Raw genomic sequence first — 16,446 nt, forward strand, 5'->3', positions numbered from 1 at the left:
GGCGGGGAGGATCCGCCGTCGTCCGGCTCGCCCGCAGCAGCGGGGCCCACCCACGAACCAGGAGAACCGCCATGACCGGTGTCCACGCAGACATCACCACCGCGTTCGGAAACACGCCGCTCGTCAAGCTGAACCGCGTCACGGAGGACGCGGCGGCCGAGGTGTACGCGAAGCTCGAGTACTTCAACCCCGGGTCGTCCGTGAAGGACCGCCTCGGCATCGCGATCATCAACGCGGCCGAGGAGTCGGGCGAGCTGAAGCCCGGCGGCACGATCGTCGAGTCGACGAGCGGCAACACCGGCATCGCGCTCGCGCTCGTCGGCGCCGCGCGCGGCTACAAGGTCATCCTCACGATGCCCGCCTCGATGTCGAAGGAGCGTCGGGTGCTGCTGAAGGCCTTCGGCGCCGAGCTTGTGCTCACCGACCCGACCGGCGGCATGAAGCTCGCCCTCGCCGAGGCCGAGAAGATCGTCGCCGAGACGCCTGGCGCCATCCTCGCGAAGCAGTTCGCGAACGAGGCGAACCCCGAGATCCACCGCAGGACCACCGCCGAGGAGATCTGGCGCGACACCGACGGCGAGGTCGACATCTTCGTCGCCGGCATCGGCACGGGCGGCACCATCACCGGCGTCGGTCAGGCCCTCAAGGCGAAGAAGCCCGGCGTGCAGGTCGTCGCCGTCGAGCCCTCCGCCTCTCCGCTGCTGTCGACCGGCACCCCCGGACCCGCCAAGATCCAGGGCATCGGGCCGAACTTCGTGCCGCCGATCCTCGACACCGAGGTCTACGACGAGGTCGTCACGGTCGAGTTCGACGACGCCATCTCCACCTCCCGCGCTCTCGCCGCGGGCGAGGGAATCCTCGCCGGCATCTCGGCGGGCGCGGCCGTGTGGGCCGCCGTCCAGGTCGCCAAGCGTCCCGAGAACGCCGGGAAGAAGGTCGTTGTGATCGTGCCCGACACGGGCGAGCGCTACGTCTCCACGGCCCTGTTCGAGGACCTGCGCGAGGACTGAGCTCACCGGGCACTCGGTAAGCTCATCCCCATGAGACTGAACATCCGCGAGGATGTCGAGGCCGCGCGTCGCCGGGATCCGGCGGCGCGCGGTTTCGTTGAGATCGCCGCGCTGTACCCGGGCCTTCACGCGATCTGGGCGCACCGCGTCAACCACGCGCTGTGGCAGCGCGGCTTCCGCTTCGTCGCCCGCGCCGGCTCGCAGTTCACGCGCTGGCTGACCGGGATCGAGATCCATCCCGGCGCGACGATCGGGCGGCGCTTCTTCATCGATCACGGCATGGGCGTTGTGATCGGCGAGACCGCCGAGATCGGCGACGACGTGATGCTCTATCACGGCGTCACACTCGGCGGCACCGCCCTGTCGAAGGGCAAGCGGCATCCGACGCTCGGTGACGGCGTCGCGGTCGGTGCGGGGGCGAAGATCCTCGGGCCCGTCACCGTCGGCGCGCACAGCGCAGTCGGCGCGAACGCCGTCGTGACGAAGGATGCGCCGCCGTACAGCGTCGTCGTCGGCGTGCCCGCGAAGGCGCGGCCGCGCGGCGACGGCGAGGACACCCGCCGCATCCTGATGGCGCCTGAATTCTCGATCTGACGTGAGATCCGGTGCGCTCCGGCCCTTCCGCCGCGGCGAACGGGCCGCTTCGCACCGATCCGGAGGAGGCAGCACATGACCGACCTGCACGAGCTCCCGCTGCGCGCCCTCGCGGCCGCACTGCGCGACCGCGAGGTCACGCCGGTCGAGGCGACCGCCTACTTCCTCTCCCGCATCGAGGCGCACGCCGACCTCGGCGCGTTCGCCGAGGTCACCGCCGACGCCGCGCGGGAGCGCGCGGCGTCCCTCGGCACTCCCGAGACGGATCCGCCCGACCTGTGGGGCGTGCCGCTTGCCGACAAGGACCTCACCGCCCGCGCCGGTGTGCCGACCCGGTACGGATCGCGCGTGCACGCGGACAACGTGCCGGATCGCTCGGATCCGCTCGCCCTCGTCCTGGATGACGCGGGCGCGATCAGCCTCGGCAAGACGAGCACGCCGGAGTTCGGGCTGACCGGCTTCACGGAGACGCGGATCGGCCCTCCCGCGCGCGATCCGTGGGACCCCGCCAACGGCGCGGGCGGGTCGAGCGGAGGCGCCGCCGTGGCGGTCGCCGCCGGGCTGCTTCCGGCCGCGCCCGCGTCGGACGGCGGCGGATCGATCCGGATCCCCGCCGCCACCGTGGGCGTCGTGGGCCTGAAGCCCTCCCGCGGGCGCGTGCCCGCGGGGTCGGGCCTCGACTCCCCCGGCGGGCTGGCCGTCGCCGGCGCGATCGGGCGCTCGGCCGATGACACCGCGATGCTGCTCGACGTGCTCGCCGCGGGCCCGCACCCGTACGCCACCAGGGCGCCGGGCGACGGTCCCTTCTCCGAGGCGTCCCGCGTGCTGCCGGGGCAGCTGAAGCTGGGCGTCACGACCACCTCTCCGTGGGCGGAGACCATGGACATTCGCCTCGATCCCGGTCAGAAGGCCGCGCTGGATGAGGCCATCCGGGTCCTGGACGGCGCGGGTCACGCGATCGAGGACGTCCCCTGGGAGCCCACCGGCTACGGCGAGATGTTCATGACCCTGTGGCGCGCGTCGGCGGCGCGCATCGCCGTGCCGGACGAGCGGCTCGGCGAGGTCGAGCCGCTCACGGCGTGGCTGATCCGCGAGGGAAGGGCGCTGTCCGCCGACCGACTGCTCACCGCCTACGGCGCCGCCACGGCGTTCGAGCGGCAGACGATCACGGCTTTCGGCGACTTCGACGCGGTGCTCACGCCCGCGCTCGCGCTGCCGCCCCGGCCGATCGGCTGGTTCGCGCAGGACGACCCCGAGCGCAGCTTCGCGCGGCAGTGCGAGTACGCGCCGTACAGCAGCTTCGTCAACGTCGCCGGGCTCCCGGCGATCACGGTGCCGGTGCTGACCGACGGCCATCCGGTCAGCGTGCAGATCATCGGCCGCCCCGGTGGCGAGGCGCTCATCCTGCACCTCGCGGCCCACCTCGAGCGGGCGCGCGGGCCGCTGCCATGGCCGCCGCTCGAACGCGCCCGCTGACCGAATCTGCGAATCACGACTACCCGGGCAGTCGGGGGCGGCGGGCGCGGACGTGCATCACAGCGGGGGTTCGCGTCTCTGACACTGCATGAGCACCATGGAGACCCTCACGGGAGCGATCCCGACGCTCGACACCGACGGCATCCCCGTCCACCTCGTCACGGCTGAGCCCGCGCTGCAGGTGATCGCCGAGGCCGCGGCGCACAACTCTCGCCGCCCGCTCGCCGTCGCGTCGATCAACCTCGACCACCTTCACCACTTCGGGCGGCACACGCATCACGACGGCGCCCCCACCGAGGGTCCGGTCGAGTGGCTGAACCTCATCGACGGCGCCCCGATCGCCGCGCATGCGAAGCGCGAGACCGGGCGTGAGTACCCCAAACTGTCGGGAAGCGACCTCATCGTCGAGGTCCTCGAGCTGGCGGCACAGCGGGGCCTGTCGGTCGCGGTGCTGGGCGGCGACGCCGCGCTCACCGAGCCGCTCCGCGAGCGCCTCGCGACCGGATGGCCGAACGCGAGCTTCGCCGGGCACTGGACGCCGCCGCGCGAGCTGCTGTCATCGCCGGAGGGCGCCGACGCGATCGCGGCGGACATCCGCCGGGCACGCCCCGACATCCTGCTCGTCTGCCTCGGAAAGCCGCGCCAGGAGCAGTGGATCGAGCAGTACGGTCCCCAGACCGGAGCGGGCGTGCTGCTGGCGTTCGGCGCCGTCGTTGACTTCCTCGCGGGGCGCGTCTCTCGGGCCCCGCAATGGATCTCGCGCGCCGGCTTCGAGTGGGCGTGGCGCCTGCTGCTCGAGCCGCGTCGCCTCGCGAACCGCTACCTCGTACAGGGCCCGCCGGCGTACCTCGCTCTGCGCCGACCCGCCCCGCCTGTCGCGCGACAGCCGATCCTCGGCGTTCCGCGCCATGCCTGACCGCGGCCGCTTCGCCACGACCGGAAGGGCCGAGATCGCGGCGATCGTCGTGACCTACGGCAGCGCCGCGCACCTCGAGACGCTGCTGGCGGGTCTCCGCGAGGAGGCCCGGGATGTCGCGCTGCGGGTGATCGTGGCCGACAACTCCCCCGACGACACGACGCTGCGCGTGGCGCGGGCGCATCCGGATGTCCTCGCCGTCGCCACCGGCGGGAACCTCGGCTACGCCGGCGGCATCAACTGCGCGCTCGAGCACATCGGCGATGCCGAGGCGGTGCTCATCCTGAACCCGGATCTGCGGGTGCACGCGGGAGCGCTCCGCACCATGCTCGGTCGACTGCGGGAGGACCCCCGCCGCGGCGCGGTGGTGCCGCGCATCGTCGACGAGCGGGGCGAACTCGGCGAGACGCCACACGGGATCGGACGTCAGCGATGCGAGGGTCTGCGCGTGCCCGGCGAGCGCCTCCGTGTCGTCCGACAGCCGATCCGCGAATGCGGGGGCGGACGCGGCGTCGGCCGCCGCGGCGTCGAGCGTCGTCTCGAAGCGCTCCGCCGCCGCGCGCAGGGCGAGCACCTCGCCGACCGCGAGCGCGCCGCGCACGCCGAGCCAGACGACGCACAGCACGATGAGCGCGGCAAGACCGACCGCCACACGACCCACGATCCGGCGCCATGGCTTCGGCGGCGGCCCGGCCGCCGCGGGAGTGCTGTCCGTCGTCAGGCGCCGGTTCACATTCGGGGTCGCCGTCGAGCGGTGGCGAATGCGAGTCCGCCCGTGAGCAGCGTCGCGCCCAGGAGGAAGGGCGCCAGGATCTCGGCGCCGGTCGCGGCGAGCCCCGCACGGCTCACCGGGGGCGCGGGGGGATCGTCGGTCAGGCGCGGCCCGACGACGCAGTACGGTGTGGCCGGCGGGTACGAGACGGCGACGCCGGCCTCGGGGTTGACCTCGATCGCCACGGTCGCGCCCTCGCGCGTCCAGCCGAGGTCGTCCTCGCCGAGGTCGACCCATTCGCCGTCCTGCTGGACCCAGCCGGGCCAGTCGATCCCCGCTCCGGAGGAATCGGTCGCGGCGCCGGGCCACAGGATCCTGCCCGAGAGCGCGTCGTCTTCCCCGAGCGACCCGAGCGGCACCTCGAGGCGCTGCCCGCCCTTTGTGAACACCAGCGACACGTCGCGTGACGTCGACTGATCGTCCGGATCGACGAGGGTGACGTCGTAGACGATCCACGGCGCATCCTGGACGCACTCCGCGTACGCGCTCGTGCTCAGCGAGGGCTCGGCCGGCTGATCGGGTGGATACAGCTCGTCCACCCCCGTCACGGTCGACCCGCTCACGGCAAGCATCAGCGCCGCTCCCGCCACCATCGTCTGCAGCATGACCACTCCGTCCTTTTCCCTCCCCCGTAACGAGAGCCCGCCCCGCCTCCTGATACACAGAAGCCGCAGCGGCGGAAAGAACGGAGAAGAACGGGATCGCGCGCGGCGAGCGAAGCGAGCTACGGAAAGCCCCCATGTGGGAGCGAAGCGACCGTGCCGCGGATGCGGCCAACCAGCGCGCCCCGGACGGAGCGCCAGCGACGTCACATCGAGCGCGAGTGCCGGCGCGAAGCGTCGGTCGAGCGATCGATCAGCGCGCGGCGCGAGCGAAGCGAGCTAAGAGAAAGCCCCCATGTGCGAACAAAGTGAGCGTGCCGCGGATGCGGCCCACCAGCGCGCCCCGGACGGAGCGCCAGCGACGTCACATCGAGCGCGAGCGCCGGCGCGAAGCGTCGGCCGAGCGATCGATCCGCGCGCGGCGCGAGCGAAGCGAGCCAAGAGAAAGCCCCCCATGTGCGAACGGAGTGAGCGTGCCGCGGATGCGGCCAACCAGCGCGCCCCCGGATGGAGCGGAGCGACAGCCCATCGAGCGCGAGTGCCGGCGCGAAGCGTCGGCCGAGCGATCGATCAGCGCGCGGCGCGAGCGCAGCGAGCCAAAGGAACGCGCGCGGCGCGAGCGAAGCGAGCTAGAGGGACGCCAGCCGCTCCGCCTCGTCTGCCTCGATGCAGGACTGCAGGATGGGCTCGAGGGCGCCGTCCATGACCTGGTCGAGGTTGTACGCCTTGTATCCGGTGCGGTGATCCGCGATGCGGTTCTCGGGGAAGTTGTATGTGCGGATCCGCTCGGAGCGGTCCATTCCCCGGATCTGCGACTTGCGCGCGTCGGAGGCTGCGGCGTCGAGCTCCTCCTGCTGCCTCGCCAGGAGGCGGGCGCGCAGGACGCGCAGGGCCGCCTCGCGGTTCTGCAGCTGCGACTTCTCGTTCTGCATCGAGACGACGATGCCGGTCGGCACGTGGGTGATGCGCACCGCCGAGTCGGTCGTGTTGACCGACTGGCCGCCGGGGCCGGAGGAGCGGAAGACGTCGATCTTCAGATCGTTCTGGTCGATCTGGATCTCCTCGGGCTCGTCGACCTCGGGGAAGACAAGCACGCCGGTTGTGGACGTGTGGATGCGGCCCTGCGACTCGGTCGCGGGCACGCGCTGCACGCGGTGGACGCCGCCCTCGTACTTCAGGTGCGCCCACACTCCCTGCGCGGGGTCGGAGGAAGATCCCTTGATCGCGACCTGCACGTCCTTGTAGCCGCCGAGGTCTGACTCGTTGCGGTCGAGCAGCTCGACCTTCCAGCCCTTCGAGGCGGCGTACTGCGTGTACATGCGGAGCAGGTCGGCGGCGAACAGGGCGCTCTCGGCGCCGCCCTCGCCGGCCTTGATCTCCATGATCACGTCGCGCGCGTCATCCGGATCCCGCGGGATCAGCAGGCGGCGCAGTTTCTCCTGCGCCTGCGCCAGCTTCTCCTCGAGCGCGGGGACCTCGGCGGCGAACGCCTCGTCCTCGCGCGCGAGCTCGCGGGCCGCGGCGAGGTCATCCCCCGCCGCGGTCCACGCCTCGTGCGCCTGGACGATGCGGTTCAGCTCGGCGTAGCGCCGGTTGACGCGCCTCGCGCGCGAGGCATCGGCGTGCACGGCGGGGTCGGAGAGCTCCTCCTGCACCCGCCGGTGCTCGTCGATCAGCGCGTCGACGGACTCGAACATCCTGTCCCCGGGAGCGAGGATCAGCGGATGTCGTTCTCGTGGCCGGACGAACGACCACCCACCGACATCTGGGCGTTCTTCATCTGCACGAGGAACTCGACGTTCGAGGACGTCTCCTTGAGCTTGTCGAGCACCGTGCCGAGCGCCTGCTCGGGCGAGAGGCCCGCGAGGGCGCGACGCAGCTTCCAGGTGATCTTGACCTCGTCGGCCGAGAGCAGCATCTCCTCGCGGCGGGTGGACGACGCGTTGACGTCGACGGCCGGGAAGATGCGCTTGTCGGCGAGCTGGCGCGACAGGCGCAGCTCCATGTTGCCGGTGCCCTTGAACTCCTCGAAGATGACCTCGTCCATCTTGGATCCGGTCTCGACGAGCGCGGTCGCGAGGATCGTGAGCGATCCGCCGTTCTCGATGTTGCGCGCGGCGCCGAAGAAGCGCTTCGGCGGGTACAGCGCCGAGGCGTCCACGCCGCCCGAGAGCACACGACCCGAGGTCGGCGCCGACACGTTGTAGGCGCGGCCGAGGCGGGTGATCGAGTCGAGCAGCACAACGACGTCGCGGCCGAGCTCGACGAGGCGCTTCGCACGCTCGATCGCCAGCTCGGCGACCGTGGTGTGGTCCTCGGCGGGGCGGTCGAAGGTCGAGGCGATGACCTCGCCCTTCACCGTGCGCTGCATGTCGGTGACCTCTTCGGGACGCTCGTCCACGAGCACGACCATAAGGTGCGCCTCGGGGTTGTTCTGCGCGATCGCGTTGGCGATCTGCTGCAGGACGATCGTCTTGCCGGCCTTCGGGGGCGCGACGATGAGGCCGCGCTGGCCCTTGCCGATGGGAGCGACGAGGTCGATGATGCGCTGCGTCAGCTTCTCGGGGGCCGTCTCGAGGCGCAGGCGCTCCTGCGGGTACAGCGGCGTGAGCTTCGAGAACTCGACGCGGTTGGCGGCGTCCTCGACGGACAGGCCGTTGACCGAGTCGACCTTGACCAGCGCGTTGTACTTCTGGCGGCCCTGCGACTCGTTCTCGCGGGGCTGCTTGATGGCGCCGACGACCGCGTCGCCCTTGCGCAGGTTGTACTTCTTCACCTGGCCGAGCGAGACGTACACGTCCTGCTGGCCGGGGAGGTAGCCCGTGGTGCGCACGAACGCGTAGTTGTCGAGCACGTCGAGGATGCCCGCGATCGGGATGAGGACGTCGTCCTCGTTGATCTCGGTGTCGAACTCGTCGGTCGTCTGGTTGCCGCGCCGCTTGTTGCGGTTGCCGCGGGCGTTGCGGCCACCCTGTGCGTCGTCGTCGGCGTCCTGCGCCTGGGGCTGAACCTGTGCGGGGGCCTGCGCCTGGCTGTCGCTCTGCGCCTTGCCGCCCTGAGCCTGGCCGCCCTGGCCGCCGTTCTCGGCGCGGTCGCCCTTGTTGCGGTTCCGGCTGCGGCTGCGGCTGCGGCTGCGGCGGCCGGTGCCCTCCTGGGTGCCGGCCTCCTGGCCCGCGGCATCCTGCGAGGCGGCGTACTGCGAGGCGGCGTCACCCTCCGTGGCGGCCTCGGCGGCCTCGCCCTCGGCGGGCGCCTCCGGCGTCTCGGACTCGGTGGCCTCGGCCTCGGCGGGCGCGGCGTCCTCGGCCGGTGCCTCGGTCGGCTCGGCCTCGGCGGGCGCCTCGGTCTCGGCGGCGGCGGGCTGCTCCTCGGCGGCGGGCTCCTCGACGGGGGCCTCGACCTTCGCGGCACGCGGGGTGCGCTTGCGGGGGGCGCGCTTGGGCTTCTCGGCGGGCGCCTCGGCCTGCTCGGCCGCGGCCTCCTCGGCCGGCGCCTCTTCCGCCGGCGCGTCCGCTGCCGGAGCCTCGGCGGCCGGGGTGTCGGTCGACTTCGCGCGGCGCGGGGCGCGCTTGCGCGGCGCCTTCGCCGGCGCCGCGGCCTGCGCCTCAGTGGTCTCGGTGACCGCCTCTGCGGCGGTCGTGTCGGTGGCCTCGTCGCCGCTCTGGGCGGCGGCGTCGGGCTGGATCTCGGAGATGGTCTCCACGAGTGCTCCTCCAGTGGAACGTGTCGGTTTCGCCCCCATGCACATGCGACCGCGTGTCAGAACGCGCGTCGGTCGCCCAGGCGCTCGAGAACAGAGTGCTCAGGTGAACAAGCTGCTGGGAGAGCTGGTCGGGGGACCTGTGCGGGGCTTCGCAGATTGCGAAATGGTGGTCAAGAATCGTGCCGATCGGCACCCACCGGGGTTTCCCTCACTGTATCACCTTTGAGGGAGGCGGCCTCGATGAACGACCTCAGCGCGTGCGCGTCGTCGGCCATCTCGGTCACCCGCTGCAGCGCATCCAGCATCGCGCGCAGCTCCGGCGAGTACTCGAGTTCGAGGCCGAGCGCCTCGCGGATCGTCTCCGCGAACTTCTCCGGCTTCGCCGTCTCCAGCACGAGCATCGGCACGCCGGGCTCGACGTGCTCGCGCGCGACCTTCACGCCGTCCGCGGTGTGCGGATCGATCAGCTCGCCCGTGCCCGCGTGCACCGCGCGGATCGTCGCGATGCGGTCGGTGTGCGTGGAGGTGCCGCTGACGAGGCCGAACTCCTCCTCGAAGCGCGGCTGGTCGGCCGAGAAGTCGAAGCTCCCCTCGGTCGCGAGCCCTCGCCACGCGTCGACGACGCCCGCGGCGTCGCGGCCGACGAGCTCGAAGATGAAGCGCTCGAGGTTCGACGCCTTGGAGATGTCCATCGACGGGCTCGAGGTCGCCAGGGTCTCGGCGGCCGACCGCGGGCGGTAGACGCCGGTGCGGAAGAACTCGTCGAGGACGTTGTTCTCGTTCGTCGCCAGCACGAGACGCCGGATCGGCAGCCCCATCTGCTTCGCGTAGAAGCCGGACAGGATGTTGCCGAAGTTACCCGACGGCACCGTGAACGACACCTCGGTCGCTCCCCCGGCATCCGTCTGACGCAGCCAGGCCCAGAAGTAGTAGACGACCTGCGCGGTGATGCGGGCGAGGTTGATGGAGTTGACGGCGCCGAGGTTCTGCGCGCGCTTGAACTCGAGATCGCCGGCGAGCTCCTTGACGAGGTTCTGGCAGTCGTCGAAGACCCCGTCGATCGCGATGTTGTGGATGTTCGCGTCGTCGAGCGAGAACATCTGCGCTCGCTGGAACGCGCTCATCCTGCCGCGCGGCGACAGCATGAACACCGAGATGCGCTCCTTGCCGCGCAGCGCGTGCTCGGCGGCCGATCCGGTGTCGCCCGAGGTCGCACCGAGCACGTTCAGCACGCGGCCCTCGCGCTCGAGGGCGTACTCGAGCACCTGGCCGAGGAACTGCATCGCCATGTCCTTGAACGCCAGCGTGGGGCCTTCGGACAGGCCGACGAGCGTCAGCCCGTCGCCGATCGGCCGCAGCGGCACGACCTCCGCGGGGAACGAGGAGTAGGCCGCGGCGGTCATCCGAGCGAGGTCCTCGCGCGGGATGTCGGTGGCGAACAGCCCCAGCACCTCGGTCGCGAGCTGCGGGTAGGTCAGGGCGCGCCAGCGCTCGAGCGTCTCGCCGTCGACCCGCGGCATGACCGCGGGAACGGCGAGCCCGCCGTCACGGGCGAGGCCCTCGAGCAGCGTCTCGCTGTACGACAGCGGCTCGCCGCCGCCTCGGGTGGAGATGTACTGCACGGCGCTCCTCGTCTCGGAACCGGTGGATGCGGGGCTCGTCGGATCAGGCGACGTCACGATCCGCCTCCAGTCTCACATCGGCGGCAGGTCGGACGGTGCCGCCCAGGAAGTCGACGGCGAGCATCAGCGCCTGCCAGGAGCCGTCGGACACCTCGGCCACCACGGCGGCGGCCTCGAGCCGGCGACCGGGGCCGTCGGCGAGCACCAGCACGGTCGGTCCGGCGCCCGAGACGACGGCGGGGAAGCCGCGCTCGCGCAGGGCGCTCACGAGCGCGAACGTCTCGGGCATGGCCTGGGCGCGGCGCTCCTGGTGGAGCTTGTCCTCGGTCGCCGACAGCAGCAGGTCGGGGCTCTGTGTGAGGGCCGCGATCAGCAGCGCCGAACGCGACACGTTGAACACGGCGTCCTCGCGGGACACCTCGGCCTCGAGCACGCTCCGCGCGGCGGAGGTGGACATCGTGCGATCCGGCACGAACACGACGGGCGCGACGCCGCGGTGGACGAGCAGCTTCTTGTGCCGGGGCGCGCCGTTCTCGGTCCACGCGATCGTCAGGCCGCCGAACAGGGCGGGGGCGACGTTGTCGGGGTGCCCCTCGACCTCGGTCGCGAGCCGCAGCAGCGCCGTGTCGTCGAGGTCGACGTCGCCCTCCAGCAGGCCCTTCGCCGCGAGCACTCCCGCCGCGACGGCGGCGCCCGACGAGCCCATCCCCTTGCCGTGCGGGATGCCGATGCGGGCGACGATCCGGAGGCCGGGAGCGGTGCGCCCGACGGCGTCGAAGCAGTGCCGGATGGTGCGGACGATCAGGTGCGAGTCGTCGCGCGGGATGTCGTCGGCGCCGGTGCCCGTGACCTCGATCTCGAGCTCGCCGGGGGCCAGCGCCGTGACGTCGAGCTCGTCGTAGACGCTGAGGGCGAGGCCGAGCGTGTCGAAGCCCGGGCCGAGGTTGGCGCTCGTCGCGGGGACCCGGACGTGGACGGATCGTCCCGCGGCGGCCACGCTCACTCGCCTTCCACGCGCAGGACCGAGACCACGCGCTCGACGACGTCGCTCTCGGCAAGGCGCGCGACGGTGTCGCTCAGCGCCTGCTCGCGGGCGCGGTGGGTGCCGATCACGATGTGGGCGCGGCCCTCGGCGTCGCTCGACGGGGTCTGCTCGACCGTGGCGACCGAGACGCCGGCCTCGCTCACGATGCCGGAGATCTGCGCGAGCACGCCCGGCTCGTCGGCCACCTCGAGGGTCACCTGGTAGCGCGTCATGATGCGGCCGATGGGCGCCGTGGGAAGGCTCTGGCGCGGCGACTCCCCCACGCCGACGCCGCCCGCGATGTGCCGGCGCGCGGCCGAGACCACGTCGCCCATGATCGCCGACGCGGTCTGGATGCCGCCGGCGCCCGCACCGTAGAACATCAGGTCGCCCGCGGCCGCGGCCTCGACGAACACGGCGTTGTTGCCGCCGTGCACGCTCGCCAGCGGGTGCTCGCGGCTGATCAGCGCCGGGTACACCCGCACCGAGATCGACTCGCCGTCCTCGCCCTCGAGCCGCTCGCACACGGCGAGCAGCTTGATCGTGAAGCCCGCGCGGCGCGCCCCGTCGATCATGTCGGCGGTGATGTTCTCGATCCCCTCGCGGTGCACGTCGTCGAGCGAGACGTGCGTGTGGAACGCGAGGCTCGCGAGGATGGCGGCCTTCTGCGCGGCGTCGTAGCCCTCGAGGTCGAGCGTGGGGTCCGCCTCGAGATAGCCGAGGTCCGTGGCGATGCGCTGCGCCTCCTCGGCCGACAGGCCCTCGCGATCCATCTTGTCCAGGATGAAGTTGGTGCTGCCGTTGACGATGCCGAAGATCCGCTGGATCCGGTCGCCCGCGAGCGAGTCCTTCAGCGGGCGGATGATCGGGATCGCCCCCGCGACGGCCGCCTCGTACGAGACGGACGCGCCGAGCTGGTCGGCCGCGTCGAAGATCTCGGCGCCGTGGGTCGCGAGCAGCGCCTTGTTGCCGGTGACGACATCCGCCCCCGAGTTCAGCGCCGCGAGGATGTGCGTGCGCGCCGGCTCGATGCCGCCCATCAGCTCGATGACGATGTCGGCGCCCACGATCAGGCTCTCGGCATCGGTCGTCAGCAGCTCGCGCGGCAGGTCGACATCCCGCGCCGCATCGACGTCGCGCACCGCGATGCCGGCGAGCTCGAGATCGGCGCCGGCGCGCTCGGAGAGCTCGGACGCCTGCGTGAGCAGCAGGTTCGCGACCTGCGATCCGACGGATCCGGCTCCCAGCAGCGCGACACGGAGTCGGCGGTGATCGATCATGCTTCTCCCTCATCGGCGCCGAGCGGCGCCCGATCGATACCGGCATCGCGCGCGAGCAGATCCTCGATCCGCTCTCCCCGCACGATGATCCGGGCTCGTCCCTGCGTGACCGCCACGACGGGCGGACGCGGCACGTGGTTGTAGTTGCTCGCGAGCGGCGCGCAGTACGCGCCGGTCGCCGGCACCGCGAGCAGGTCGCCCGGCGTGACGTCGGCGGGCAGGTACTCGTGGTCGACGACGATGTCGCCCGACTCGCAGTGGAGCCCGACGACGCGGCTCAGTGCGGGCTCGCCCGTCCCCTCGCGCGACGCGAGGCGCGCGGAGTACTGCGCGCCGTAGAGCGCGGGGCGGGCGTTGTCGCTCATGCCGCCGTCGACGCTCACGTAGCGCCGCTCGGCCGGCGCGTCCGCGTCTTCCGGCGCGGAACCCGTGTCCAGCGACACCGTCTTGACCGTGCCGACCTCGTAGAGCGTGACGCCGGCCGTGCCGACGATCGAGCGCCCGGGCTCGAACGCCAGCACCGGCAGGTCGATGCCGCGCACGGCGCACTCGTCGGCGACCGCGTCGACGATCCCGGCGGCCAGCTCCTCGAGCGGCGTCGGGGTGTCGGCGCGCGTGTAGGCGATGCCGAACCCGCCGCCGAGGTTCAGGATCGGCTCGGGCACGTCGAGCCAGCCGCGCTCGCTGAGCAGCGCGTGGAGCTCGAGCACGCGCGACGCCGACTCGCGGAAGCCGGCCGTGCCGAAGATCTGCGACCCGATGTGGCAGTGAAGGCCCGCGAGGTCGACGAGGGGAAGCTCGTGGATGCGCTCGGCCGCCCGCTCGGCGGCCTTGAGCGTGAAGCCGAACTTCTGGTCCTCGTGCGCCGTGGCGAGGAAGCTGTGCGTCTCGGCGTGCACGCCGCTGTTGACCCGGATGAGCACCGACTGCCGGCGATCCAGGCGCTCGGTGATCACCGCGAGCCGCTCGATCTCGATCTCGGAGTCGACGATGATCGTCCCGACGCCGACCTCGACGGCCCGCTCGAGCTCGAACACGCGCTTGTTGTTCCCGTGGAAGCCGATGCGCGCCGGCGGCACGTCGGCCGCGAGCGCGACGGCGAGCTCGCCGGCCGAGCAGACGTCGACGTTCAGGCCGGCGTCGATCATCCAGCGCGCGACCTCCGTGCTCAGGAACGCCTTGCCGGCATAGTACACGCGGGCCCGTCCGCCGTGGCGTGCCGCGGCGTCACCGAACGCGGCGAGGGCGCCGCGGGCGCGGGCGCGCACCTCGTCCTCGTCGAGCACGAGCACGGGCGTGCCGAACGTGCGCGTGAGCTCGGGGGCGGGGATCCCCGCCAGCACCAGCGCTCCCTCGTCGTCGCGCTGCGCGGAGGCGGGCCACACTCCGGGGGCGAGGTCGTTCGGGTCGTCCGGCACGGTGAGCCAGGCGGGCGCGAGGGTGGGCGTCACCTCACCGCGCGGGGCAGTTGCATCGTCGAGCACGGATCACCTTCGGGATGGGGTTTTCCGCTGCGCGGAATGCTCACGCGCCGCGGGTGACCCCGAGTCTAGGGCACCCGCGGGAGGCCTCCCGAACCGCCGTGACGCGGCGTGACGGCTCGCGCGAGGGGCCCGTTCGAGGAGACCTGGCGGATTGAGGAGCATCGGCGATCCGGATGTCCTCAGTTGCGGCGATCACCTCGGATCCGGTTGGCAGATTGCCCGGATGCGCGGCCCGTCCGCGACGCTGCCCCGCGAGTCCGAAGCGATCTGCGGTCCCGGAGACCGATCAGGATCCATCCGGCTTCGGATCCGCAGATCGGATCCGCAGACCTCCTTGCGTTCGCCGCGCGTGACGCTCAGAGCGGCAGGACGAACCGGCGCTCGCCGCCCACGCGACGGAAGCCGGCGCGCTTCAGGATGGGAGCCGACGTCGTGATCCGCCCCTTCACGAGGGCGAGCTCGGCGCTCGCCTCCGCCGCGCGGCGCAGCCGCTCGTCGAGCACCGCCCGGTAGAGACCCCGGCCGCGCTGGGACTCCACCGTCGCCGCGCCCCACAGCCGCGCCACGAGGCCAAGCCCGCGCGGGCCCGGCGCGAGCGTCACCCCGCCCGTTGCGGCGGGGACGCCATCGAGGGAGGCGAGGACCCGGAACCCCGTGCCCTCGTCCAGGATGCGGCGCAGCTCGGCGAACTCGGCGCCGAGGCGCTCGCCCAGGGGCGCGTCGCCCCAGACCGCGGCGTTGATGTCGCCGACGGCCGCGAGCTGCTCGCGCGCGTCCACCACCTCGGCCTGGACGCCGGGCGCCTGCGGCAGCTCGGGGCGTCCCGCCAGCGGCAGCCCGAGGATGTCCAGCACGTCGTCGACCACCGCGCCGCGCGCCTCGAGCTCGGCGGCGAGGTCGGGGGCGTCGTCGTCGCGGACCGCCCACTGCAGGGTCTCGGCCTCCCACCCGCGCGCGACCGACGACGCCTCGTCGATCAGCTCGGCGGCCGGCCGGTCGGAGCGGGTGCGCTCCACGGCGACGCGCCGGGCGAGCCAGGCCGGACGGCGCAGGATCGTCACGTCCCCGTCGACGACCTCGGTGCCATCCGGAAGCCAGAGCCATTCGGCCGCCGCCGCGAGCACGTCGTCATCGGTCCACGCGGAGCTCGTCTGCATACCGCGATGCTAGCCAGCGCGCGGGGCTCAGTCGCAGGTGCCCGGCTGCTGCAGCGCGGGATCGCTCAGCGTGCCCTCGGCGATGTCGGCATCCGCCTCGAGATGATCGCCGACCACGGCGACGGCGGTGATCTCGAAGCCCGCCGGGAGCCGATCGGCGATGCACACGCTCGTCGGCTCGGGAGTGACGCCGATCACGGCGGCGAGCTGGTCGAGCCCGAGGTCGAGCTCGCCGAGCCGCGCCCGGGCCGGCGTCAGCGTCAGCGCGCCCTCGGCGGCCCCCGGGGTGACCGCGAGCTCCACGGGAAGCGGCGTGCCGAGCACCTCGAACTCGTTCGACAGCACGACGTCGGGCTCGGCGAGCGCGACCGCCGCGCCGCTCAGCGCGGGCGGCAGCTCGGACTGAGCGAGCAGCTGCTCGACGGCGGCGTCGTCGAGGCGCAGGTGCGCCGCGCCCGCTCCCCCGGCGGCGCCGTCGCGCACCGGCACGCCCGTGAGCTCGACGTCCGCGTCCACGGTGAGCCCGGCCAGCGGCACGTCCTCGCTCGACAGGTGCACCTCGTCGAGGCGCCCCGCGACCAGCTGCGCCAGCACGATCCCGCCGAGGCCGACCTCGACCGGATGGTCGGCGGGAAGCCCGAGCGCCGCCACGGCGCGCTCGCGCACCTGGTCGCGGACGATCCCGCGCGCGGCGAACTCCCCCGCCACGGCGGCGAGGACGACGAGGATCAGGATGACGACGAGCGCGATCAGGCCGCGCCCGCGGCGCCGCCGAGGCGGGGTGTCGATCGTCGTGGTCGCCACCA

At 72.6% G+C, this 16,446-nt stretch carries 13 protein-coding genes and 1 pseudogene; 5 read left to right on the forward strand and 9 right to left on the reverse strand.

Annotated elements, in window-relative coordinates; genetic code table 11:
* The first annotated feature begins 71 nt into the window (after window positions 1-71).
* The 5 genes and pseudogenes from cysK to ABD161_RS16000 form a co-directional block, all read left to right on the forward strand.
* Window positions 72-1,010, forward strand: coding sequence for a cysteine synthase A (gene cysK / locus ABD161_RS12835; RefSeq protein ID WP_135114804.1), 939 nt, complete (start codon window positions 72-74; stop codon window positions 1,008-1,010).
* Window positions 1,011-1,040: 30 nt separating this feature from the next.
* Complete coding sequence (gene epsC, locus ABD161_RS12840) at window positions 1,041-1,604, forward strand: serine O-acetyltransferase EpsC (protein ID WP_344003570.1); 564 nt, start codon at window positions 1,041-1,043, stop codon at window positions 1,602-1,604.
* Between the two features lie 75 nt (window positions 1,605-1,679).
* A complete protein-coding gene (locus tag ABD161_RS12845; RefSeq protein ID WP_344003573.1) occupies window positions 1,680-3,080 on the forward strand; it encodes an amidase in 1,401 nt (466 codons plus the stop codon).
* 88 nt (window positions 3,081-3,168) lie between these two features.
* Window positions 3,169-3,996, forward strand: coding sequence for a WecB/TagA/CpsF family glycosyltransferase (locus tag ABD161_RS12850; protein ID WP_344003576.1), 828 nt, complete (start codon window positions 3,169-3,171; stop codon window positions 3,994-3,996).
* Window positions 3,989-4,420 (forward strand): annotated as a pseudogene (locus tag ABD161_RS16000) (glycosyltransferase family 2 protein); the annotation flags it as partial. The gene ABD161_RS12850 and the pseudogene ABD161_RS16000, both read left to right, overlap by 8 nt.
* 305 nt (window positions 4,421-4,725) lie before the next feature.
* Here ABD161_RS16000 and ABD161_RS12855 read toward each other — a convergent pair.
* The 9 genes from ABD161_RS12855 to ABD161_RS12895 form a co-directional block, all read right to left on the reverse strand.
* Window positions 4,726-5,373: a cell wall protein gene (locus tag ABD161_RS12855; RefSeq protein WP_344003579.1), complete on the reverse strand. Its 648-nt coding sequence runs from the start codon at window positions 5,371-5,373 to the stop codon at window positions 4,726-4,728.
* Between the two features lie 626 nt (window positions 5,374-5,999).
* Entirely contained in the window at window positions 6,000-7,067 is a 1,068-nt protein-coding gene (gene prfA / locus ABD161_RS12860) for a peptide chain release factor 1 (RefSeq protein ID WP_344003582.1), read from the reverse strand.
* A 20-nt stretch (window positions 7,068-7,087) separates the two neighbouring features.
* A complete protein-coding gene (gene rho / locus ABD161_RS12865; RefSeq protein WP_344003585.1) occupies window positions 7,088-9,073 on the reverse strand; it encodes a transcription termination factor Rho in 1,986 nt (661 codons plus the stop codon).
* 170 nt (window positions 9,074-9,243) lie between these two features.
* Window positions 9,244-10,695, reverse strand: coding sequence for a threonine synthase (gene thrC / locus ABD161_RS12870; protein ID WP_344003588.1), 1,452 nt, complete (start codon window positions 10,693-10,695; stop codon window positions 9,244-9,246).
* Window positions 10,696-10,738: 43 nt separating this feature from the next.
* A complete protein-coding gene (gene thrB, locus ABD161_RS12875; RefSeq protein WP_344003591.1) occupies window positions 10,739-11,692 on the reverse strand; it encodes a homoserine kinase in 954 nt (317 codons plus the stop codon).
* A gap of 2 nt (window positions 11,693-11,694) precedes the next feature.
* A complete protein-coding gene (locus tag ABD161_RS12880; RefSeq protein ID WP_135114814.1) occupies window positions 11,695-12,999 on the reverse strand; it encodes a homoserine dehydrogenase in 1,305 nt (434 codons plus the stop codon).
* Complete coding sequence (gene lysA, locus ABD161_RS12885; RefSeq protein ID WP_344003595.1) at window positions 12,996-14,483, reverse strand: diaminopimelate decarboxylase; 1,488 nt, start codon at window positions 14,481-14,483, stop codon at window positions 12,996-12,998. The genes ABD161_RS12880 and lysA overlap by 4 nt, the downstream gene beginning before the upstream one ends.
* Before the next feature lie 356 nt (window positions 14,484-14,839).
* On the reverse strand, window positions 14,840-15,640 hold the full coding sequence (locus ABD161_RS12890) for a hypothetical protein (RefSeq protein WP_344003598.1): 801 nt from the start codon (window positions 15,638-15,640) through the stop codon (window positions 14,840-14,842).
* A 27-nt stretch (window positions 15,641-15,667) separates the two neighbouring features.
* Window positions 15,668-16,444: an LmeA family phospholipid-binding protein gene (locus ABD161_RS12895; protein ID WP_135114816.1), complete on the reverse strand. Its 777-nt coding sequence runs from the start codon at window positions 16,442-16,444 to the stop codon at window positions 15,668-15,670.
* Between the last annotated feature and the right edge of the window lie 2 nt (window positions 16,445-16,446).

The sequence above is a fragment of the Microbacterium paludicola genome (assembly GCF_039529675.1).
GTDB classification, from domain to species: Bacteria; Actinomycetota; Actinomycetes; order Actinomycetales; family Microbacteriaceae; genus Microbacterium; species Microbacterium paludicola.